This is a genomic window from Tomitella fengzijianii (genome assembly GCF_007559025.1).
Classification (GTDB): Bacteria; Actinomycetota; Actinomycetes; order Mycobacteriales; family Mycobacteriaceae; genus Tomitella; species Tomitella fengzijianii.
The window spans coordinates 3,559,049-3,580,278 of record NZ_CP041765.1 but is presented as its reverse complement, the minus strand read 5'-3'; the positions used below and the strand labels follow the sequence as shown (position 1 = coordinate 3,580,278).

At 70.4% G+C, this 21,230-nt stretch carries 17 protein-coding genes; 15 read left to right on the top strand and 2 right to left on the bottom strand.

Going from position 1 to position 21,230, the window contains the following annotated elements:
• Positions 1 to 94: 94 nt before the first annotated feature.
• Entirely contained in the window at positions 95 to 1,792 is a 1,698-nt protein-coding gene (locus FO059_RS16220) for a SulP family inorganic anion transporter (RefSeq protein WP_199256967.1), read from the top strand.
• A 107-nt stretch (positions 1,793 to 1,899) separates the two neighbouring features.
• On the opposite strand, the gene FO059_RS16215 is transcribed toward FO059_RS16220, so the two are convergent.
• Positions 1,900 to 2,340 (bottom strand): DUF7144 family membrane protein, encoded by a 441-nt coding sequence (locus tag FO059_RS16215; protein WP_143909989.1) that lies wholly within the window; start codon positions 2,338 to 2,340, stop codon positions 1,900 to 1,902.
• A gap of 225 nt (positions 2,341 to 2,565) precedes the next feature.
• On the opposite strand from FO059_RS16215, the gene FO059_RS18570 reads away from it, so the two are divergent.
• Positions 2,566 to 2,814, top strand: a complete 249-nt coding sequence (locus FO059_RS18570) for a LapA family protein (RefSeq protein ID WP_199256966.1) — start codon at positions 2,566 to 2,568, stop codon at positions 2,812 to 2,814.
• Between the two features lie 41 nt (positions 2,815 to 2,855).
• Here FO059_RS18570 and FO059_RS16205 read toward each other — a convergent pair whose 3' ends face one another.
• The gene (locus tag FO059_RS16205; protein ID WP_143909988.1) at positions 2,856 to 3,518 is read right to left on the bottom strand and encodes a GAP family protein; all 663 of its coding nucleotides are present in this window, start codon (positions 3,516 to 3,518) and stop codon (positions 2,856 to 2,858) included.
• Between the two features lie 175 nt (positions 3,519 to 3,693).
• On the opposite strand from FO059_RS16205, the gene FO059_RS16200 reads away from it, so the two are divergent.
• The 13 genes from FO059_RS16200 (at position 3,694) to FO059_RS18480 (ending at position 20,255) form a co-directional block, all read left to right on the top strand.
• Complete coding sequence (locus FO059_RS16200; protein WP_143909987.1) at positions 3,694 to 3,951, top strand: hypothetical protein; 258 nt, start codon at positions 3,694 to 3,696, stop codon at positions 3,949 to 3,951.
• Between the two features lie 113 nt (positions 3,952 to 4,064).
• Positions 4,065 to 6,647: a LuxR C-terminal-related transcriptional regulator gene (locus tag FO059_RS16195; protein ID WP_143909986.1), complete on the top strand. Its 2,583-nt coding sequence runs from the start codon at positions 4,065 to 4,067 to the stop codon at positions 6,645 to 6,647.
• Between the two features lie 159 nt (positions 6,648 to 6,806).
• Positions 6,807 to 8,654 carry an alkyl/aryl-sulfatase gene (locus FO059_RS16190; protein WP_233266693.1) on the top strand — a complete coding sequence of 616 codons (1,848 nt, stop codon included), beginning with the start codon at positions 6,807 to 6,809 and terminating at the stop codon, positions 8,652 to 8,654.
• Positions 8,655 to 8,704: 50 nt separating this feature from the next.
• Complete coding sequence (locus FO059_RS16185; protein WP_143909984.1) at positions 8,705 to 9,904, top strand: NAD-dependent epimerase/dehydratase family protein; 1,200 nt, start codon at positions 8,705 to 8,707, stop codon at positions 9,902 to 9,904.
• Positions 9,897 to 11,885, top strand: coding sequence for a hypothetical protein (locus tag FO059_RS16180; RefSeq protein ID WP_143909983.1), 1,989 nt, complete (start codon positions 9,897 to 9,899; stop codon positions 11,883 to 11,885). Before FO059_RS16185 ends, FO059_RS16180 begins: the two co-directional genes overlap by 8 nt.
• On the top strand, positions 11,882 to 13,708 hold the full coding sequence (locus FO059_RS16175) for a glycosyltransferase (RefSeq protein WP_143909982.1): 1,827 nt from the start codon (positions 11,882 to 11,884) through the stop codon (positions 13,706 to 13,708). The genes FO059_RS16180 and FO059_RS16175 overlap by 4 nt, the downstream gene beginning before the upstream one ends.
• Positions 13,709 to 13,743: 35 nt before the next feature.
• Positions 13,744 to 14,949: an AI-2E family transporter gene (locus FO059_RS16170; protein WP_143909981.1), complete on the top strand. Its 1,206-nt coding sequence runs from the start codon at positions 13,744 to 13,746 to the stop codon at positions 14,947 to 14,949.
• Between the two features lie 90 nt (positions 14,950 to 15,039).
• Entirely contained in the window at positions 15,040 to 15,486 is a 447-nt protein-coding gene (locus FO059_RS16165; protein ID WP_233266666.1) for a DUF6325 family protein, read from the top strand.
• A 13-nt stretch (positions 15,487 to 15,499) separates the two neighbouring features.
• Entirely contained in the window at positions 15,500 to 15,886 is a 387-nt protein-coding gene (locus FO059_RS16160) for an SHOCT domain-containing protein (protein ID WP_143909980.1), read from the top strand.
• 74 nt (positions 15,887 to 15,960) lie between these two features.
• The gene (locus tag FO059_RS16155) at positions 15,961 to 17,229 is read left to right on the top strand and encodes a DUF2254 family protein (protein ID WP_143909979.1); all 1,269 of its coding nucleotides are present in this window, start codon (positions 15,961 to 15,963) and stop codon (positions 17,227 to 17,229) included.
• A 100-nt stretch (positions 17,230 to 17,329) separates the two neighbouring features.
• Positions 17,330 to 18,112, top strand: a complete 783-nt coding sequence (locus FO059_RS16150; RefSeq protein WP_143909978.1) for an MOSC domain-containing protein — start codon at positions 17,330 to 17,332, stop codon at positions 18,110 to 18,112.
• A gap of 144 nt (positions 18,113 to 18,256) precedes the next feature.
• Positions 18,257 to 19,141: a universal stress protein gene (locus FO059_RS16145; protein ID WP_143909977.1), complete on the top strand. Its 885-nt coding sequence runs from the start codon at positions 18,257 to 18,259 to the stop codon at positions 19,139 to 19,141.
• Between the two features lie 169 nt (positions 19,142 to 19,310).
• Positions 19,311 to 20,255 carry a DUF4190 domain-containing protein gene (locus tag FO059_RS18480; protein ID WP_158726358.1) on the top strand — a complete coding sequence of 315 codons (945 nt, stop codon included), beginning with the start codon at positions 19,311 to 19,313 and terminating at the stop codon, positions 20,253 to 20,255.
• Positions 20,256 to 21,230 lie beyond the last annotated feature (975 nt).

Genomic DNA, 21,230 nt, shown 5'->3' with positions numbered 1-21,230 from the left:
CCGATGCGGTCCTCACCCCCGCGGGGTGAATCGTCGGCGTGCGTGAAGTGCCAGGCTCGGCCCAGGCAGGAAACCGACGGCGGGGAGGAGCCGCGTGAGCGCCGGACGGGCTCGACAATGGTGGATATTCGCCTCGCTGCAGGGCTACCGCGCATCGTGGATCCGTCCGGATGCGATCGCGGGCCTGACTGTGTGGGCGGTGCTCGTCCCGGAGGCGCTCGCCTATGCGACCATCGCGGGCGTGGCGCCGGTGGTGGGCCTCTACGCCTCCGTGCCGGCGCTGGTCCTCTACGCGGCGGCGGGCAGCTCCCGGCATCTGATGGTGGGGCCGATGTCCGGCACGGCCGTACTGTCGGCCGCTATCGTCGCGCCGGTCGCGGGTGCCGACGGCGGGCGTTTCCTCTCGTTGACCGCTGCGTTGGCGATCGTGACCGGTGTCGCCGGGCTGCTCGCGGGCCTGTGCCGGCTGGGATTCATCGCGGCGTTCATCTCCGAACCCGTGCTGAAGGGGTTCATCGTCGGCCTGGCGTTGACGATCATCGCCGGCCAGGTGCCGAAGCTGCTGGGGGTCGGCAAGTCCGACGGCGGCTTCTTCGCGCAAGCATGGGGGATTCTCTCGCGCCTGGGGGACGCGGAGTGGCGGACGCTGCTGATCGGCGGGTGCAGCCTGGTGGTGCTGCTGGTTCTCCGACGGTGGTTGCCGTTGGTCCCGGGCGCGCTCGTGGTGGTGGTGCTGGGGATCGTGGCCGTCAGCGTGCTCTCGCTCGACGAACACGGGGTCGCGATCGTCGGGCACATCGACGCGGGCATGCCCACGCTGGGGCTCCCGGACGGCCTTGCGTGGCGCGACTTCTACGAGCTCGCCGGCCCGGCTTTCGGCGTGCTGCTGATCGGGTTCGCGCAGGGGCTGGGCGCGGCGAAGACCTTCGCCGAACGCGACGGGTACGAGGTGGACGCCAACCGCGAACTCGTCGGGCTCGGCGCGGCGAATCTCGCGTCGGGCCTCGGCTCGGGCATGGTCGTCAACGGCAGTCTTTCGAAGACGGCGGTCAACGGCGAGGCCGGCGCGCGGACGCAGCTGAGCGGCCTGGTCGCGGCGGCGCTGACGGTGCTGACACTGCTCTTCCTGACCGGGATGTTCGAGAAGCTCCCGGAGTCGACCCTGGCCGCCGTGGTGATCGCGGCGGTGGTCGAGCTGGTCGATTTCGCGGCCCTGCGGCGGCTGTACGGCGTGTGGTCCCGCAGGCTCGGCGGCATCTACGGTGTGGCCGCGCGGCCGGACTTCCTGGCGGCGTTGGTGGCGCTGTTCGGAGTGCTGGTCTTCGGTGCGCTGCCGGGCCTCGTCATGGGGATCGTCGTGTCGATGGCGCTGCTGGTGTACCGGTCGGCGCGCCCGCACGTGGCGCGGCTGGGGGCACTCGACGGTGAATGGGTGGACGTCGAACGTCACCCGCAGGCCCGCGTGAGCGAAAGGATCGTGGTGGCACGGGTCGAATCGGGATTGTTCTTCGCCAACGCCGACACGGTCCGTAAGGCGATCGCTGCGATGTGCGGTGACGATACGCGGATCGTGGTGCTCGACGCGAAGTCGACGCCGACCGTCGATGTCACAGCCATGTCGATGCTGACGACGGTGCATGAAAACCTGGCCCGGCGCGGGATCGCGTTCCGGATCGCCCGGAACATCGGGCAGGTCCGGGACGTGGTCGATGCGGTCGGAGGCGGGTCCTTCGAGGTCTTCACGACGGTGAACGAGGCGGTGGCGTGGCCCCGTACCGATCCGGAACGGTAGACGCCCGGGAGGGTCCGCGGGAAGGCAGGCCGCCGGCGCCCCGGGACCGGGGCGCCGGCGGCATCGGTGTCAACCGGGACAAGGCCGGGTGATCAGAGTCCGGGTGGTCAGGGGGTTTCGCGAGGCGTCCAGTTGGCCACGGCCCAGATCACGTAGAGGTAGAGCGCGATGAGGATCAGCGACCACCACGGGTAGTAGGGCAGCCACAGGAAGTTGGCGATGATCGCGACCGTCGCCAGGACCACCGCGAGGATGCGCGCCCACGTGGCGCCCGTCATCAGGGCGAAGCCGCCGATGATGACCAGCGCGCCGATGACGACGTGCACCCATCCCCACCCGGTGGTGTTCCACTGGTAGGTGTACTGCTGGCCGACGACGATCAGGTCGTCCGCGGCGATCGCGGTGATCCCCTCGAGCAGTTGCAGCGTGCCGTTCGCCACGAGGACGATCCCTGCGGCGATCACGCCGAACGCGGCGAATCCCTGCCGGACTCCGCCCCCTTGTGCAACGCCGCCTCCCCCTGCCTCGGCGGTGTGAGCGGTTGTCATGACGAAACTCCCTTCGACGCTGTGCGGTGATGCGGGAGTGGCCGCGGATCGGTGTGCTGGGCCACCATGCTCATAGTGCTGTGGCGGCAGACCCCCGGTCCTCATCCGTCGCGGGTGAATCGGCTGCGTAAGTGGCGTCGGGGGTGCCGTGCACGGACCGGTCCGGCTTACAGTGACGGCAGCTTGAGCATGGTTCGATTCCGCCGGACGATCGGGGTACCTGTCATGAGTGAGCGCGCAGTATCCGACAGGAGTTCGTTCCTGTCCCGGCTCTCCTTCACGCAGTGGATCGCCGTTGTGCTGGCGATCTTGGCGATCATCTTCGTGCTGATGAATCGCGACACCACCTCGATCAGCTTCTTCGGGGTCACCGTCAGCGCCCCGCTCTGGTTGACGCTCATCCTGGTGTTCGCCGTCGGCTGGCTCACCGGGGTCCTGACCATGCGCAAGAGACGCAGAGGGAAGGTCGAGTAGGGACGGCAGGCGCTGCGCCTGGGTGCCTGTCGGTGCCCGTCCTACGTCAGGCCGCCGATGCCCTTGCCGATGAGCAAGGTGCCGAACACGAGCAACAACGCGAAGGTAACCTGAGCGCTGCTGGCCTGGATCCATTCCCGAAACCGGTCGAGCGGCCTGCGGAGCCGGTCTGCGGCGAGCAGGAAGCCCAGGACCGGGACGACGACCGATGCTGCGGCGAGCACGGTGAAAACAGCGAGCGCGACGATGCTCGGCCCCAGACCGATCCCCGCCGAGCCCACCGCGATCCCCGCCGCGATACACAGGAGCAGGTTCTTGGGGTTCACCGCGGCCAGCCCGAACCCGATGAGGCCGCCCCGCGCCGGCGTCAGCTTGTCGATCGAGGCGAGCCATTTCGGCTCGGATTGCGATGAGCGGCTCTGCCACTGCCTGCCGGCGAGCGCGAGCAGGAGCAGTCCCACCACGAGCCGGGCCACCGCGGACCCGGTGGACGGGCCATCGGTGGCGGAGGCGCCGCCGGCAGCGGAGATCGCGGAGGTGATGGCGGCGACCGCGACGATGCCCACCGACCATCCCGCCGCGAAGGTGACGCCGGTGTTCCTCGCGTCGGGGGCGAGCAGCATGAGTACGACCGCGATGATCGGCACCGGTGAGAGTGCGATCCCGATGGCGAAGGGGAGCAGATCGCCGATTGTTCCACCCATGACTGCCCGCCTCCGTCGGTCGCCGCGTGGATTCGTCACGGCTCTGCGTCGCCGGTGCCGGGACCGGCTCGTGCTTGCAGTGTGGGCGGGCGGCGCCGGAACGGGATCATCCTGTGCGGGTGATGGCGCGCCGCCGTGCTTCCGGCATTCTTTCATTGCAGTGGAATACCTTCCGATGGTGCAAGAGGTGATCGGCGTGGAGTACGTGTTCGTCGTTCGGGCCCGGATGTCGGACCGAGCAGCATCGGCCTTCCCGGAGCTCGTCGCCGAGTACTCCAGGGCGCGCGGTACGACGTCGCTTTTCGGCACGATCGTCGACCAGAGTCAGCTGCGCAGCATCATGGCGCGCCTGGACACGATGGCGTTCGAGATCATCGAGGTCCGGCAGCTGCCGTCGGTGGCGCCAGGCACGACGGGCCGGCCCCGAATTTGATCCGAACGTATGACGCGCGCGGCACATTCGTGTAACGATCTGGGCACGATCGTTCACCGTCGGGGGTGGATATGCATACTTCGCCCGGAGTCGAGGCCGTACGTGATTCTGCGGTGCCGGAACGGATTGCCGCACGCGCGCGCCCGCCGTCGTTCGGCTGCGGTCTCATCCCCCGCAGCCGGGTGGAGGAGGCGCTCGCGTCCCGAGACTCGGCGCGCAGGCCGGCGGTGGTGAGCGTGACGGCGCCCGCGGGCGCGGGTAAGACCGCGGCGCTGGCGCAGTGGGCGGCGGGTGCTGTCGAGCGGTCCGAGTACACGGCGTGGTTGACGCTGGTGCCGGCGGACAACGACCCGCACGTCCTCGCCGACGAACTGTGCGCCGTGCTCGGCGGGATGGACGCGCGCCGCGCCGGGTCGGCGCCGGAGGATGTCGTCTCAGCGATCGCCGGAGCCGCGCGCCGCGTGGCAGGTCACCTGTTCGTCGTGGTCGACGACGTCCAGCAGCTCCACGAGCGTGCGGCGCTCGACCTTCTCGTCCACGCGGGCCGGTTCCTGCCGGAGCGGGTGACGCTGGTGCTGTCCGGGCGATTCCAGTCCGCGATCGGCCTGCACCGCCTGCATCTCGACGGCACCCTGGTTGCGCTGGACTCCGGCGACCTCGCCTTCACACACGCCGAAGCCCGGGAGATCCTTGCCCAGCATGCGCTGACGCTCGAATCAGGCGATCTCGACCTGCTCATGACCCGCACCGGGGGATGGGCGGCGGGCGTGCGCATGGCAGCGGTGATGCTGGCCGGGTGCGACGACATCGGCGCTCGGCTCGCGGAGTTCTCCGGCGACACCCGCACCGTCGCAGACTATCTGACGGACGAGATCCTCGCCGCGCTGCCGGAGGACGTGCGGAGTGTCCTGCTGGCCACCGCGCACGAGGAGCACTTCTCCGTGCGCTGCGCCGAAGCCCTGAGCGGGCAGCCGGACGCCGGCCGAATGCTCGACCAGCTCGCCCGCCGCAATTGCATGGTCACCCGGCAAGAAGGGCCCGAGCCCGGTTTCCGATACCACCCGCTTATGCGGAGTTACCTTGTGGCCGAGCTGGTCCGACAACCCTATGCGGTGCGCGCCGCAATCCACGCCCGCGCGGTCGACTGGTTCATCGCGGAGGGCGCGCACCTGCGGGCGCTCGAGCACGCGGCGACGGCCGGATTCACAGCAGCGCGGCTGTCGGACATGCTGGCGAGAGAGGGTGCCGGCGCGGTGGCGGACGGGCACGCGCCCGCGCTGCTCGCGTTCATCGCCACGCTGCCGGCGGAGACGGTGGTGTTGCCCGGCGCGGTGCTGGCACAGGCGGCCGCGCAACTGGATTGCGGCGACGCCACGGCGGCAGACGTGGCCCTTGAGAGGTTCGCGGAGGACGACGCCTCCCCCACGGTTCGAGCGATCGCGGATTCGATCCGGTTGCAGCGCGCGCTGTGGAGCGGCGCGGCGTTCGAGGTCGCCTCTCCGCCGCCGGTGCCCGGATCCGGCTCCGACGGCCACGGGCTCATCGACGCGCAGCGGCTGCTGTGCCAGGGGTGGTTGCTGCTGATCCGCGGCGACCTGACCCGGGCGACGGCCGAGCTCGAGCGGGCCGACGCGGTGGCGCGGGTCGCGGGGGCCGGGCGGGTGGCGCTGGCCGCGCTGTCGGCGTTGGCGATGGCCGCGGTGGCCGCGGACACCGTCGTCGCGATGGACCGCCGCAGCGGCGCCGCCCTCGAATACGCGCGCGCCAAGGGACTTCTGGACGACCCGGCGGCGGTGACGGCGCACGTGGTGGCCGCATGGGTGGCGTATCAGCGGTGCGAGTTCGGCGCGGCGGAGGAGCGGATCGCCGCGGCGGTGCGTGCCACCGGCCCGGGCACGCCTCCGGCGCTGGCGGGGCTGACCCGCGGCATCCGGGCCGTGATCGAGCTCGACGGCGCCGAGCGTCCCTACCAGGCGGCGCTGGAGCTGCATGAGGTGGTGCGCACGGTGGACTGGTCGCGGATGCCTTTGCGCGCCACCGGTTACGCGCTTCTGATTCAGCTGCGCACGGCCTTACGGGTGGGGGAACTCAACTGGGCGGCGGAGAGCGTCGCGCGCGTCGAGCAGCTCGTCCCCGGGACGATGGAGGCGGTCCTGGTGCACACCGGGATGCAGCTGCAGCGGGGGCGCCATGCCGCGGCGCGCGCACGGCTCGACTCGGCGCTGCGGGACGGGGCTCCGGGGCTGACCCGCCGGGTGCCCGTCGACGCGCTGGTCCTGGCCGCCGCGCTTGCCGCCGACGACGGCGACGCCGCGGGGGCGCACCAGGCCATGACGCAGGCGCTGGATAAGGCAATGCCGGACACTCTCGTCCGCCCGTTCCGAGACGGGGGCCCCGCGGCGGCGCGGCTGCTCGCGGAGGGGCTCGGACGCTACGGGCACCGGGACGGATTCGCGCAGCTGGTGCTCGAAAGGCTCGGCCGTGCCGGAGCGGGGTGCACCGTGCTGCTCACGCCGCGCGAGCTGGAGTTGCTCGTCGAACTGCCGTCGATGCGGACCACCGAGGAGATCGCCGGTTCGCTGTACGTCTCGGTGAACACGGTGAAGACGCATCTGCGCAGCATCTACCGCAAGCTCGACGTCTCCTCGCGGCGCGACGCTGTCGCCTCGGCGCGTGGAATCGGCCTGCTTTCTTAAAGCTCGGCGGTCGGTTTCACCCGCGCCGGGTGACGTCGCGGCATCCTGCATGATCCACGCTCGTAGGCGCAGTCCGGGATGGTCGGCAGATGGCGAAAGGACGTCGCAGTGTCTCAAGCGGATGTGAGTGCCACGGTGAAGACCCAGAACGGGCAGGCGATGCAGGATCTGCCCTTCACGGACGAGCAGGATTTCGCCGATGCGCAGCGCGGGTTCCTCGGCGCGCTGGAGCCCGGCGTGGTGACGGATGCGGCGGGGAAGACGGTGTGGGACGGCGACGGGTTCGCCTTCCTCGAGGAAGAGTGCCCGGATTCCGTGCACCCGAGCCTGTGGCGGCAGTCCCGGCTGTGCGCGATGCAGGGCCTCTACGAGGTCACCGACGGCATCTACCAGGTGCGCGGCCTGGACCTGTCGAACATGACGTTGGTCGAAGGCGACGCCGGCGTGGTGGTGATCGACCCGCTGATCTCCGCGGAGACCGCCGCCGCCGGACTGGAGCTGTACCGCCGGCACCGGGGAGAGCGGCCGGTCACCGGGGTCATCTACACGCATTCGCACATCGACCACTTCGGCGGTGTCAAGGGGGTCACGACGGACAAGGACGTGGCGGCGGGCCGTTGTCCGATCCTCGCGCCGGTGGGCTTCGTCGAGCACGCGGTGGCGGAGAACGTCTATGCGGGAACGGCGATGGCGCGCCGGGCGGCCTACATGTACGGCGCCGCGCTGCCTCGCGGCCCGGTGGGCAGCATCGGTGCCGGTCTGGGGCCCACCACGTCCACGGGCACGCCGACGCTGATCCCGCCCACCGTGCACATCGGCCGCACCGGGCAGACCGAGACGGTCGACGGCGTAGAGATCGAGTTCCAGCTGACGCCGGGCACCGAGGCGCCGTCGGAGATGAACTTCTACTTCCCCGCCCGGCGCGCGCTGTGCATGGCGGAGAACGCCACGCACACGCTCCACAACCTGCTCACGCTGCGCGGGGCGCTGGTCCGCGACCCGCACGTGTGGTCGAAGTACCTCACCGAGTCGATCAACGCCTTCGCGGGACGGTCCGACGTCGTCTTCGCCTCGCACCATTGGCCCACCTGGGGCACCGAGCGGCTCACCGAGTTCCTGTCGCTGCAACGCGACCTCTACGGCTACCTGCACGACCAGACGCTGCGTGCGCTCAACAAGGGCGCCACGGGGATGGAAATCGCAGAGGAACTCGTGCTGCCGCCCGCGATCGAGCAGGCGTGGCACACCCACGGCTACTACGGGTCGGTGAGCCACAATGTGAAGGCGATCTATCAGCGCTACATGGGCTGGTTCGACGGCAACCCGTCCTCGCTGTGGCAGCATCCGCCGGTCGAATCGGCCAAGAGGCACGTGGAGTTCATGGGCGGGACCGACGCGGTGATCGCCAAGGCGCGCGAGTCCTTCGAAGCGGGCGACTTCCGGTGGGTCGCCCAGGTGCTCAACTACGTCGTCTTCGCCGACCCGGGCAACGCGGAGGCGAAGGCGCTGCAGGCGGACACGCTCGAGCAGCTCGGCTTCGGCTCCGAGAACGGCACGTGGCGCAACTTCTTCCTGATGGGCGCCTATGAGCTGCGCAACGGGCCCGTCGGCACCCCGACTCAGACGGCGTCGCCGGACATCGCCGGCGCTCTCAGCGTGGAGCAGGTCTTCGACGCGGCCGCGCTGCGTATCGACGGCCCGCGGGCATGGGACGCGCGCGTGGCCATCGACTGGCGGTTGACCGACTCCGGCGGGGTGCACCGCACGGAACTGCGCAACGGCCTGCTGGTTCACTTCGACGTCGAGGCGGGCGCGGTGTTGCCGGCGCCGGACGCGGCGTTCACGTTGACCCGGGCCGACCTGATCGCCGCGGTCGTCGGCGGCGGGGATCTGGAACAGATGGTCGCGGACGGGCGCGTGACGGCCGAGGGCGACGCAGGGAAGCTGGCCGAGCTCGTCGGCTACCTCGACTCGCCCGATCCGGACTTCGCGATCGTCACGCCGTAGGACCGACGACGGTACCGGCGGCCGCAGCGGCATTCGGACGGGAGAGCGACATGCGGGTGATGGTTCTCGGCGGCGACGGGTTCTGCGGCTGGCCCAGCGCACTGCACCTCTCGGCGCACGGACACGAGGTGACGATCGTCGACAGCCTGGTGCGGCGGCGCATCGACGAGGAGCTGGGCGTCCGATCTCTCACGCCGATCGCGTCGACGACTGAGAGGCTGCGTGCGTGGCGCGAGGTGACGGGCGAGGGAATCGGATTCGTCGAACTCGACGTCGCGCGCGACTACGAGCGCCTTGTCGGCCTACTGGCGGATCTGCGTCCGGACGCTGTCGTGCACTTCGCGGAGCAACGGTCCGCGCCGTTCTCGATGAAGTCGCCGCGGCATAAGCGCTACACCGTGGACAACAACATCAACGCCACCCACAACCTGCTGGCAGCGATGACGGAGGTCGGGCGGGACACGCACCTGGTGCACTTGGGCACCATGGGCGTCTACGGGTACGACTCGATACCGCTGGACCTGCCGGAGGGGTACCTCACGGTCAACTACCCCGACCGGCACGGTGACGTGCACAGCGCCGAGGTGCTGTACCCAACCCGTCCCGGCAGCGTCTACCACTTGACGAAGTCCCTCGACCAGCTGCTCTTCCAGTTCTACGCGCAGAACGACGGGGTCCGCGTCACCGATCTGCACCAGGGGATCGTGTGGGGCACGCAGACCGAGGAGACTGCGCGGGACCCGCGCCTGGTCAACAGATTCGACTACGACGGCGACTACGGCACGGTGCTCAACCGGTTCGTGGTGGAGGCGGCCGTCGGCCACCCGCTGACCGTGCACGGGACGGGCGGTCAGACCCGCGCGTTCATCAGCATCCGGGACTCCGTCCGCTGCGTGCGTCTGGCGGTGGAGTCGGGCGGCCGCGTGTCCGGCCGCGTGCGGGTGATGAACCAGATGACGGAGGTGCACCGGGTCATCGACCTGGCGCGGATGATCCAGGCGGAGACCGGCGCCGGGATCGACCTGGTGGACAACCCCCGTGCGGAGGCGGACCAGAACGAGCTGCAGGTGCGCAACGACCAGCTGCTGGGGCTGGGGCTCGAACCGACGCTCCTCTCCACGGCTCTGCTGAAGGACGCGGTGGAGGTGGCGCACAAGCACATCGACCGGGTCGACCCCGCCCGGATCCCCTGCACGTCGTACTGGAATCGTCGGCGACGCTCGGTGAGTGCGGTGGCGGCGCATGGCTGAGGACGGTGGCGAACGGCCGGGTGGCGATCACCCGGAAGGCTCCGGTGAGCCCGGCGAGGTTTCGGACAACGGGAAGCCGTCGGACGAAGAGTATTTCCCGGGCGAGCGGGGGCGCCGGGCGCCGCGCTCGGCGTGGTGGGTGCTCGGCATCGCGTGCGTCGTGCTCGCGGGGTTCCTCATCGCACGGCCGGTCTGGTTCACCGAGCCGGCCGATCCGACTGCGCTGAACGTCCCGCCCGACAGGCATTTCAGCAAGACGCTCGGCGGCCTGGGATACGAGGATGGCGTGCGGCTGACCGACGACGCATCGTCGTCGACGTTCGCCGTCTCCCTGCCCGTCGACTCCGGGCGGGAGAAGACGCAGATCCGGATGTCGGGGACGACGCAGATCGCCGATGCCAGCACCGTGTTCCTCACTGTCGCTGTCGACGGCAGCCAGGTGTACAAGGCGCAGCTGCCCTCCGGAGAGCACGACCTGGACGAGGTGGTGCCGGTGCCGGAATCGCTTGCCGCCGACGGGACGGTGCGGGTACGTGTGAGCGTGCAGGGCGCCCTGCACGAGGGCGTGTGCATGCCCGACCACTCGGCCGGGATGCGGGTGCACCTCGACGGCGGCACGCTCGTCGAGGCCGCGCTGGACGAGCCGGTGCACACGGTGCGGGACGCGGTCTCCGCGTGGGACCACGATATGACGCTGGTGACGGCGGACGGTTCCGACGAGTGGAGGACGACGGCGGCGCAGGTGGGACTTGCACTGACCCAGGCCGGCCACGACGTCGCGTACGCCGACGCCGTGCCGGACTCGGATCGCGAGGACTCCGTACTGATCGGCCCGCCCGGCGCCCTGTCCGCCGAGTACGGGCTGGACGCGGGAGACGTGGGAGACGCTGAAGAACGCGACGCGGGCGCGGGGCTGACGGTCGGCACCGTCGACGGCACGCCGCTGCTCGCGGTCGTCCAGCCGCGGGGCGATGTTCTCGCGCAGTACCTTACGAGCCCGGCTGTGGTGTCCGGCGACGCGCCGCATACCGATCCGCGGGCGGTAGCGACCACGGGACCGTCGGGCGACGCGGTGGGGCTGTACGGGCTGGGCGCCGACGACGCGGTGGTGCAGGTGCGCGAGGAGCACAGCTGGCGGGTGCGCTACTCGACGGCCGACCTGCCCGGCGGGCGGCTGCCGGACGGTGTGCACGTGGATTTCAGCGTGCCCGCCACGCCTGACGACGTCGTGTGGGTGCTCGACACCCTGGTCAACGGGAACCTCGTCGACAGCCGGCGATTGCAGCGGGACGGGGGTCCGATCGACATCCCGCTGCCGCCAGGGGGCCAGCGGCTGGACAACGAGGTGGTGCTGACGGTGCAGCGCGACAGGGATCTGGGCGGATGCGACGTACGGGTCACCTCGTACCCGTTCCAGCTGCTCGGACCGTCTGCGCTCACGCTCGGCGCGGATCCCGGCACGGGACTCACCGGGGTGCCAGGCGCCCTCGCGCCCGGTTTCACCGTCTACGTGAACGATCCGCATGCAGCGGTGGTTCCGTCCGCCACGAATCCGATCCCGGGTGAGATGAACGCGATGCTGACGTCCGTCGTGCCGATCCTCGCCCGGTTCGTGCCCGCGGACTACACGCCGCCTTTCTTCTGGGGCGCCCCGCCCGCGGCCCGGGAACCGTTCATCCTCGTCGGCTCCGCGCCCGGGATCGACACGCCTGCGCGTGTCTCCGACGGGCGGCTCACCGCGGGTGACGGCCCCATGCTGGACCTGACGGCGCCCGCCGGCGGCGTGATGGTGCAGTGCGCCACCGGTGCGTCCGGCGCCCGGGGGCTGGGGATCGAGCCTTTCGGGGAGACGGGTGCGTACACGGCCCCCGGGTTCGGCGATGAATGCACGGCCGTCGTCACCGCCGGGGGCGGGTTCACCTTGGATGCGGCCGGTGCGGTGGTCGACGGCGGCGCCCCGCGAGCGGCGCCGCCGCGATGACCGCCGGGCCGGGCGGGGCCGCGCCGACCGCGATCAGCGACCACTTCCGCTCGGTCGACAGCGCTCCCGCGGGCATCTCGGTCAACCGCCCGCCGAGCGCCGCCAACGGGTTCCTCGTCACCTTCGCGGGGCTGTGCATCGTGGCGATGCTGGTGATGACCTACCTGGTGCACACCGGCGTCACCGACAAGCACGACCTCATCCTCCTCGGCGAGGACCGGGGCGACGTGGCCGTGCCGACCCGGCTGTTCGTCGTCGTGTTCTTCGTGACCTACGCCGCGTACGCCTACACCAACGGGTGGCGGCGCCTGTGGATCGGCGCGTCGCTGATCGGCAAGTTCGCGGCGGTCAGCATCGGATTCGACGTGCTCGCCTGGCTGTTGCACAGCGTGCAGCTCGTGAGCCTGCCACCGTTCGCCCAGCAGTTGGCGTCGGCACTGGTCGCCCTGGCGATCCTGCCGCACACCATCCTGCGGCAGGCGCGGCTGCCGTCCAGGGACACGAGCGCCACCTCGCCGTACACGCCGGCAGGCGCGTACGTGTGCCTCGTGCTCTGCCTCGTCGTGGCCGTCATCGCCGCGGTCGTCGCCGTCGAGGTGTTCTTCCGCGCCGTCGTCGACCTGCGGCAGTGGGCCCTGCTCGGCGGCATCGGCCCGGGCGTCTTCCTGGTCCAGCAGGTGTTCGCAGCGTCGACGGCACTGTTCGGGTGGCGCGCGGTGAGGCGGTCACGCCGGGCCCGCTTCGCGCCGCCCGTCGCCGTGCTCGTGCCCGCGCACAACGAGGCGCACGACATCGCCGACACGATCGCCGCCGTGGACCGGGCCGCGGAGAGCTACAGGGGAACCGTCCGCCTCTACGTCGTCGACAACGCCTCGACGGACGGGACCACCGGCGCCGCCGAGCGCGCCATCGCGGCCTGCGCAACGATCACCGGCGAGGTGCTGAAGTGCCCGACGCCCGGCAAGGCGGTGGCGCTGAACCTGGGGATCGCCAGGATCTCCGAGGAGTTCGTCGTCCGCATCGACGCGGACACGGTGATCGGTCCGGGATGCATCCGCACCGCTATGTCGCACTTCGCGGATCCGCGCGTGGGGTCGGTGGGCGGGATGCCGTTGCCCGCGGAGGAGAAGACGTGGATCGACAAGGTGCGCCTGGTGGAGGTGTACCTGCGGCACGGGTTCTTTCAGGTTTCGCTGGACGGTTACCGCGGGGTGCTCGGTGTTCCCGGCATGTTCGCGATCTACCGGCGCAGCGCCGTCGTGGCGGTGGGGGGGATGGTCCAGGGCATGAACGGGGAGGACACCGACATCTGCATCCGGCTCGGCTCCGCCGGGTTCTACACCGTGGCCGACCCGAAGGCCGTGTACTACAGCGAGACCCCGCGGACCTACGCGCACCTGCGCGAGCAGCGCACCCGCTGGTTCCGCAGCATCTACCACATCGCCGCGCACAACCGGGGCTCGCTGCTGGACCGCAGGTCGATGACCGGGGCGTTCGTGCTGCCGTTCCAGCTGGTCAACGCGGCGCGCCGCGCGATGCTGGCGCCGCTGCTGCTGTTCGCGGTCATCGCGTTCGCCGGGTTCCGGGCTACGTTCACGGAGCTGCAGTGGCAGCCGGTGGTGGCCACGGTGCTGGGCATGCCGCTGATCATGACCGTGTTCGTCTGCCTGCTCTGGTCGCCCCGGGCGCTCCGGTACGTCCCGGCATACCTGTGTTTCCGGGTGCTGCGTAGCTACTTCACGCTGGCGGCGGCGCTCAGCCTGGTGTTCCCGCCGATGCGTCCGCGCACGCGCCTGCCGCGGGTTCTCATCCGCGGCGGATGATCCGCGGCAGGCCCCGGTGGGCCACCGTGAACAGTATGACTGTGAGTGCCGGGGACGCGGGCGCGGGGGATGCGAACTCCGGGGGCGTGGTCGACGGGGACGCGGGCTCTCCCCGCTGGCCGTTGCCGCGGGGGCTGATCGTCCTGCTCAGCGTGGCCGCGGCCGTCGTCGCCGTCGCGGGGATGAAGGCGTTCGCGAGCGTTCTCGCCCCCACCGCGCTGGCTCTCATGATCACCATCGCAGTGGGCCCGGTGCAGGTGTGGCTGCGCGCCAGGCGGGCCCCGGGCTGGCTGGCGATGCTGGCCGCGATCGTCGTCGCCTACGCCATTCTGCTGGGACTCGTGCTCGCGTTGGCGGTCTCGATCGAGCAGCTGGTGACGATCCTGCCCGACTACGCGGACAAGGCGCAGGACCTGTTGTCCGGGGTGCGTGATCTGCTCGTCGGCTGGGGCATCGACGCGGGGCAGGTGCAGGGCCTGGTGGCCTCCATCGACCCGGAACGGCTTATGCACCTGGTGGTCGACCTGGTGCGCGGGCTCCTGGGAGCGGGCTCGCACCTGGTGTTCATCCTGGCGCTGATGCTGTTCATGGCCGTCGACGCCGCCGGCTTCCCCGACCGCATGAGGGACGCCGCACGCGTGCGCCCGCACGTCATCGAGGGGTTGGCGTCCTTCGCGGCCGGGGTGCGCAGCTACCTTCTGGTCTCGACGGTGTTCGGGCTCATCGTCGCGGTGCTGGACGGTTTCGCGTTGTGGGCCATGGGCGTTCCGCTGCCGATCCTGTGGGCGTTGCTGTCGTTCATCACCAACTACATTCCCAACATCGGATTCGTCATCGGGCTGGTCCCGCCCGCAGTGCTGGCGCTGCTCGAGAGCGGGCCGGAGATGATGCTGCTGGTCATCGTCGTGTACAGCGTCATCAACCTGATCCTGCAGTCGGTGATCCAGCCGAAGTTCGTCGGCGACGCCGTGGGCCTGTCCGTGACGTTGACGTTCGTGTCTCTCGTGTTCTGGTCATGGGTGCTGGGCCCGTTGGGCGCGCTGCTCGCCATCCCGCTGACGCTGTTCGTCAAGGCGTTGCTGCTGGACATCGATCCGTCGACGCGCTGGTTGTCGGGGATGATCTCCGGCGGGCCGTCGAAGGAGGAGCAGTACCGGGCGTTCGGCGAGGAACCCGGGATCGCCGGCACGGCGCCGGCCGTGGGCGAGGGGCGCTCACCCGATCCGGGTGAATCGGCGTGAAAGCGCGCGAACCCGTCGCCGCGCATGGTGGGCGCGCCGATAATCGAGGAGGACGAAAGTGACCGGTTGTGCAGCGGAAAGGAGGATCCCATGACGGAAGCGATGCCGGTGACGGATTCCATGCCGGACCTCGGTCCGGTGGAACTCGTCGTCCTCACGTTTCCCGGTACACGCATCGACCCGGCGACGGTGGCGGAGATCCAGGCGATCGTCGATCGCGGATACGTGACCCTGCTGGACCTCGTCTACCTCGCGCGGGACGAGCACGGGGTGCTGACCCAGATCGACGTCGACGAGAACCTGGACGACGCGGGACTCGGCGGTCTGTCGTTGGAGGCGCGGGCGCTGATCAGCGACGAGGACCTCGAGGTCGTGCAGGAATCCCTGCAGCCGGGCACCTCTGCGGCGCTCATCGTGTACGAGGAGACCTGGGCGCGCCGGTTGGCCGGTCAGGTCCGCGAACAGGGCGGCGAAGTCGCCCTGCACATCCAGGTCCCGCGTGACGTGCTGGCGCGCGCGGTGCGCGCGGCGGAGTGAAGGAGTATCGATCATGGTCTTCAGAGGTGGAGGTGTCCGGCGCGGCGGGTTCCGCGGCGGAAGGGTGGGGCGACCGGGGCTGCTGGGCACTGTCGCTCGCACCGCAGTGGTGGCGGGGACGGCGCAGGCGACGTCGAATGCCGTCAACAGGAGGTCCGCGCAGCGGTCGGCCGAGCAGCAGGCCTACACGCAGCAGCAGGAACAGGCGTACGAGCAACAGCAGTACCAGCAGGCCCAGCACCAGCAGCAAGCCCAGTATCCGCCGCAGCAGGCCGCGCGGGCGGTGCCGGAACCAGGCGACGACCTGGTCGGCCAGCTGCAGCAACTGCAGCGCCTGCGCGAGGCCGGCGCGCTCACCGACGAGGAGTTCGCCACGGCGAAGGCCAAGCTGCTGGGTTGACTGCGCACCTGCTGAGTTGAAAGCGAACCTGCTGGATTGACGGAACGGTGACCGGTGCACGGATCGGGGCTCGTGTGAGAGTGCAGCGCGCAGTCCTCGACTTGGGGCGGGTGCCGAAGGGCAAGCGCCCGGTCCTGCGGATGATCCAGCGGCGCCGACGCGTCCGCGCGAGCGTGGTGACCGTGGTCTACGTGGCCGCGGGCGCCGGTATCGGGGTCGCGGCCGGGAGCATCCGCACCGGGCCGATGGTGCAGGTCGACCCCGTCGTCCAGTTGTTGGCGGCCGTGGCGGGCGGCCTGCTCACCCTCATCGGCATCGTCATCTCGCTGCTGTTCCTGGTGGTCCAGTTCGCGGTGACGGCGCAGTCGCCGCGCCTGAACCTGTTCCGGGACAACCCGCTGATCACGCACCTGTACGCGCTGATGCTGGGCGTGCTGGTCAACGTGGTGGTCGCGGGAGCGATGGTCTACCAGAAGCCGACGGTCTCGGTCGCCGTTCCCGCAGTGGTCATCGTGCTGCTTATCGTCTCCCTGCTGCTGCTCCGTGTCGTGCAGGTCGCCGCGATCAGGGCGGTGCAGCTGGCGCCGATCCTGGAGGCGGTGGGTGCTCGGGCGCGCGACGTGATCGACGCGCTGTACCCCGAGGCGGGGAGCGTCTCCGTGCCGTCGGCGTCGGGATTCGAGGACAAGCCCTGCTGCACGGTGCGGTGGCCCAACAGGACCGCCCGGCTGCGGCAGGTGGATTTTCCGGCTCTGGTCCGCAGGCTCGGCGAGAACGGTTGCCGGGCCCGCATGGTGGCGGGGCCGGGGAAATTGCTGAGAGAGGGCGACGTCGTGCTCCAAGTGCATGGCGACTCATGCGTGCGGATCGCCGACGAGCTGCTCTTGTACTTCGAGGTTGGCCTGGAACGCAACTTCGATCAGGACCCCACCTTCGGATTCCGACTGCTCAACGACATCGCGTTGCGCGCACTCTCGTCGGCGGTCAACGACCCGTACACGGCGATCCAGGCGATCGACGAGATCGAGGCGCTGCTGCGCGCGCTGGCCACGCGGGAGCTGCGCATCGGCGAGCTCTGCGACGCGGACGGCGAGCTCCGGCTGGTCTTCGAGACACCCACGTGGGATCAGTTCGTCGGCTACGCCGTGGACGAGCTGTTCGACGGGATGCGCTCGATCCGCAGCGTGCACGCCCGCATCGCGGCGATGCTCGCCGAGGTGCGGGCCATCGCGCCGCCGGAAAGGTGGGACGCTCTGGACCGGCGTGCGCGGGAGCTCGCGGCGCGCACCGCGGCGGGTGGCGATGCCGCCACGACGCCGCCCGTCGGCCATGCGGGCTCGTGAGGCCCGGTACCGGGCGGCGATAAACTGCGTGACGTGGCGAGGAGGCGACCGGCCACGCGCGGCGCACCGGCGTGGGCGGTCCCGGAACAGGAAGGCCGGTATGGGCGGGGCGGTTGCGGGTTCGGGTGATGACGCCGTGGCGCGGGTGCTGCAGGTGCGCACCGGCAATGTCGGCGAGCTGGATCGGGCCACGGTGGGACGCAGCGGCACCGTCCCGTCGGCGTTGGGGAAACGCCCGCGCGACGGCGCTGTGCCGCTGGGGGAGATCGGATTCGGCGGCGACGCCCAGGCGGACGGGAAGAACCACGGCGGCACAGAGAAGGCGGTGCTGGTGTATCCGGCCGAGCATTACCCCGAGTGGGAACGCGAGCTGGGCCGGGATATCAGCGACCGGGGGCTGGGGGAGAACCTCCGCGTCGAGGGCACGGACGGGGTCGCCTGGAACGAGCGCACAGTGATGCCGGGGGACGTCTACCGCATCGGCACCGCGCTGGTACGGGTGACCGCGCCGCGCCGCCCCTGCTACAAACTGGGCCTGGCGCACGGGATCACGGAGATGCCCGTGCGCGTGCAGGCCACGGGGCGCACCGGCTTCTACCTGGCGGTGCTGGAGCCGGGCGAGGTGCGCGCGGGGGACGCCGTCCAGGTGGTGGAGCGGGCGCGGCACGGGGTGACGGCCTTCGAGGTGAACCGCGTGATGAACGTGGACAAGCGCGACGTGGCGGGGATCGAGCGGGTACTGACGGCCGCGGAGCTGCTGCCGGCGCGGTGGGTGGAGAAGCTAGAGAAGCGGCTGGCGGCGGACTCGGGCCCCGGACCCGAGGGCGGGGCACTCGCGGACTTCGCGCTGGCGCACGAGGACGACGCGCGCGTCTACGGTTAGCGGCCGTCCTGGCGCCGGGGGCGCGGCTGTCGCGCAGGCGCGGGACGCAGGTCCGCCCGAATGCCGGTGCACTGGGACGATGGGCCCTAGTCTCGGTGGCAGTAGAGACGCAACGCTGCACCCCGCGCGCGAGAGGAGTTGTTGATGAGGACCTTCGGGCCCGTGATCGTCGGGACGGACGGTTCGGATCATGCCGAGAGCGCGGTGCGGTGGGCGGCGGATTTCGCGCGGCTGCACAGGGTTCCGTTGCACATCGTGGTCGTCATCCCCACCCCGATCGGTGTGGGGTTCACCGGGCGGCTGCTCAGCAGGGTGGTCGATTCGCTCGACCGGCCCGCACAGGAGATCGCCGACTCCGCCGTCGCGCAGGCGCACGAATCCGCCGCCGGCCTCGAGGTGGACACGGAGGTGACGTCCGGCCCGGTGGGCAAGACCATGCTGGAGTATGCGCAGAAGGCCGGCACCATCGTCGTCGGGGAGAGCGGCCGGGGCAGTGTGGCCCGCGGGCTGCTGGGCTCCCTGAGTTCACTTCTGGTGCGGCTGGCGACGTGCCAGGTCGTCGTGGTGCGCGCCATGGACGGTGATGTGTACCGCGACTCGCGGCCGGTGGTCGTGGGGGTCGACGGCTCGGAGAACGGCGCCACCGCCGTCGAGGCGGCGTTCATCGAGGCATCGCTGCGGCAGGTGCCGCTGGTGGCGGTGCACTCGTGGAGCGACGTGCCGCTGTCGATCTTCTCTGCCGCCGACGTGACCAGCTGGTACGACGAGACGAGCATCGCGCAGGCCGTGCTGGGCGAGAGGCTGGCCGGATTCGGCGCCGACTATCCGGACGTCGAGGTGCAGCGGGTGGTGGTGCAGGACAGCCCGCAGGAGGTGCTCATCCAGTGGGGCGAAATCGCGCAGCTGCTGATCCTGGGAGCGCGCGGACGCGGCGGGGTGCCGGGGCTGCAGTTGGGGGCCACGGCGGCCCGCGTGCTGCGTAATGCCACATGCCCGGTGCTCATCGGGCGGCGTCGGGACGAAGCGTGAATACAGGTCGTAGTTTCGCGTGTCCGGTGCATTCGCGAAAAGCGGCGCTGCCGTAACGATTCGGTAACCGTGGTTGCACGCGGCGACGCGTTCCCGATCCTTAGGATGAAGAGCCGACGGGGACGTTCGAGGCTTCGGCCGTCGGAAACGTGGAGGGAAGGTGCCGGCGATGAGTGATCCGCAGGATCCGCAGGACGGGCAGTCCGATCGCCCACGCGGTGACGACTCCTCGGCCGACAGGTCGCAGGAGCGTCCGGGGCAGGGCGGGCAGGCGGCGCCGGGAGGTTATCCGCCGCCACCGCCGCCGGGCGCCGGGCAGGGGTACCCGCCGCCGGGGCAGGGCGGCTATCCGCCGCCGGGCGCCGGGCAGGGCTATCCGCCGCCCGTGGGGCCGGCCTATGCGGGGCACGGGCAGCAGGCCTATCCGCCGCGCGGGGCGCAGGGGTATCCGCCGCCGGGGCAGCCGGGATACCCGCCACCGCCCGGATCCGTTCCGCCCGCGCCTCCGGGGTACGGGCCGTACGGCTACCCGGGCCAGCCGCCGACACGGCCGCCGCGCAACGGCATCGGCATCGCGGCGCTGGTCGTCGGCATCATCGCGCTGCTGTTCGGCATCATCCCGTTCATCGGGCTGGGCGGGATCGTGCTCGGCGTCATCGGCGTCGTACTCGGCATCGTCGCGTTGTCGAAGGTGCGCAGCGGAGACGCGGACAACAAGGGCGTATCGATCGCGGGGCTCGTGCTGTCCGGACTGGCGATCCTCGCGGGCATCGTGACGTCAGTGCTGCTGTTCCTGGTGATCGACGCGGCCGTGGACAACGCAACCGGGACTACGCCGGTCACCTACCAGGCCGATTCATCAGGCGGCCAGGCGACCGTCAGCTACGACGTCGGATCGAACTCGGGCACGTCGCTGAGCAACGACGTGCAGACCCCGTGGTCGAAGGACGCGGACGCGTCGAACCTGTACGGCGCGTTCCTGTCCGTGATGTCCGGTGCCGACGGCGGGAGCGTCACCTGCCGGATCCTCGGCGACGACGGCGACGTGCTCGCCCAGAACACCGCGCAGGGCGTCTTCGCAGTGGCCATCTGCAATGCGGACGTGGGGGGCTGAGGGCGAACTGAAGCCCTCGGTAGCCCCGCGAATTTGGATGACGTCCCGATTTGCGGGGTGCGGGGCAGGCGTCGCCCATGAGATCATCCCCGGGTTCGCGAGGAGTACCCGGAAGCCCAAGTCCCAGAGCAGCTGCGACCAGGATCATTCCCGCGTTCGCGGAAAGCACGCCTTGCCCTGCACGAACGGATCCGGGGACTTGGGATCATCCCCGCGTTCGCGGGGAGCACTCGGCACCGAACATCGTCTGGGATCCGGCAGGGGGATCATCCCCGCGTTCGCGGGGAGCACCCCAGCACACCCGGCAGGGACCAGGCGTTCACCGGATCATCCCCGCGTTCGCGGGGAGCACGCGTACGCGCGCGTCGCGAACCGGTGCCGCAGCGGATCATCCCCGCGTTCGCGGGGAGCACCGGATCGGCTCGGACTCGAAGAGTGTCGGACTGGGATCATCCCCGCGTTCGCGGGGGCACCGCTTGGCCGTGGTGCTACGCCCGATTACGTAAGGATCATCCCCGCGTTCGCGGGGAGCACCCACGACAATTGTGCTAATGCGGACTCATACGAGGATCATCCCCGCGTTCGCGGGGAGCACGCAAGCGTGGACGCAAGTCAGCAATTGACTACAGGATCATCCCCGCGTTCGCGGGGAGCACGTCAACCAGGTGTCACCCGCGACGACCCAGTAAGGATCATCCCCGCGTTCGCGGGGAGCACTTGGACGACTACAGGACTCCGTCTGGTGTGGAGGGATCATCCCCGCGTTCGCGGGGAGCACCACACGCGTGTAGTTCGCCGACCAGCGGGTTTCGGATCATCCCCGCGTTCGCGGGGAGCACATTGCCGCGCTCACCTCCAGTACGGGGATCAACGGATCATCCCCGCGTTCGCGGGGAGCACGGGTCACGAAGCTTACCGGCCGGATGCCGCCGCGGATCATCCCCGCGTTCGAGGGGAGCACTTTGCAATTCCAAT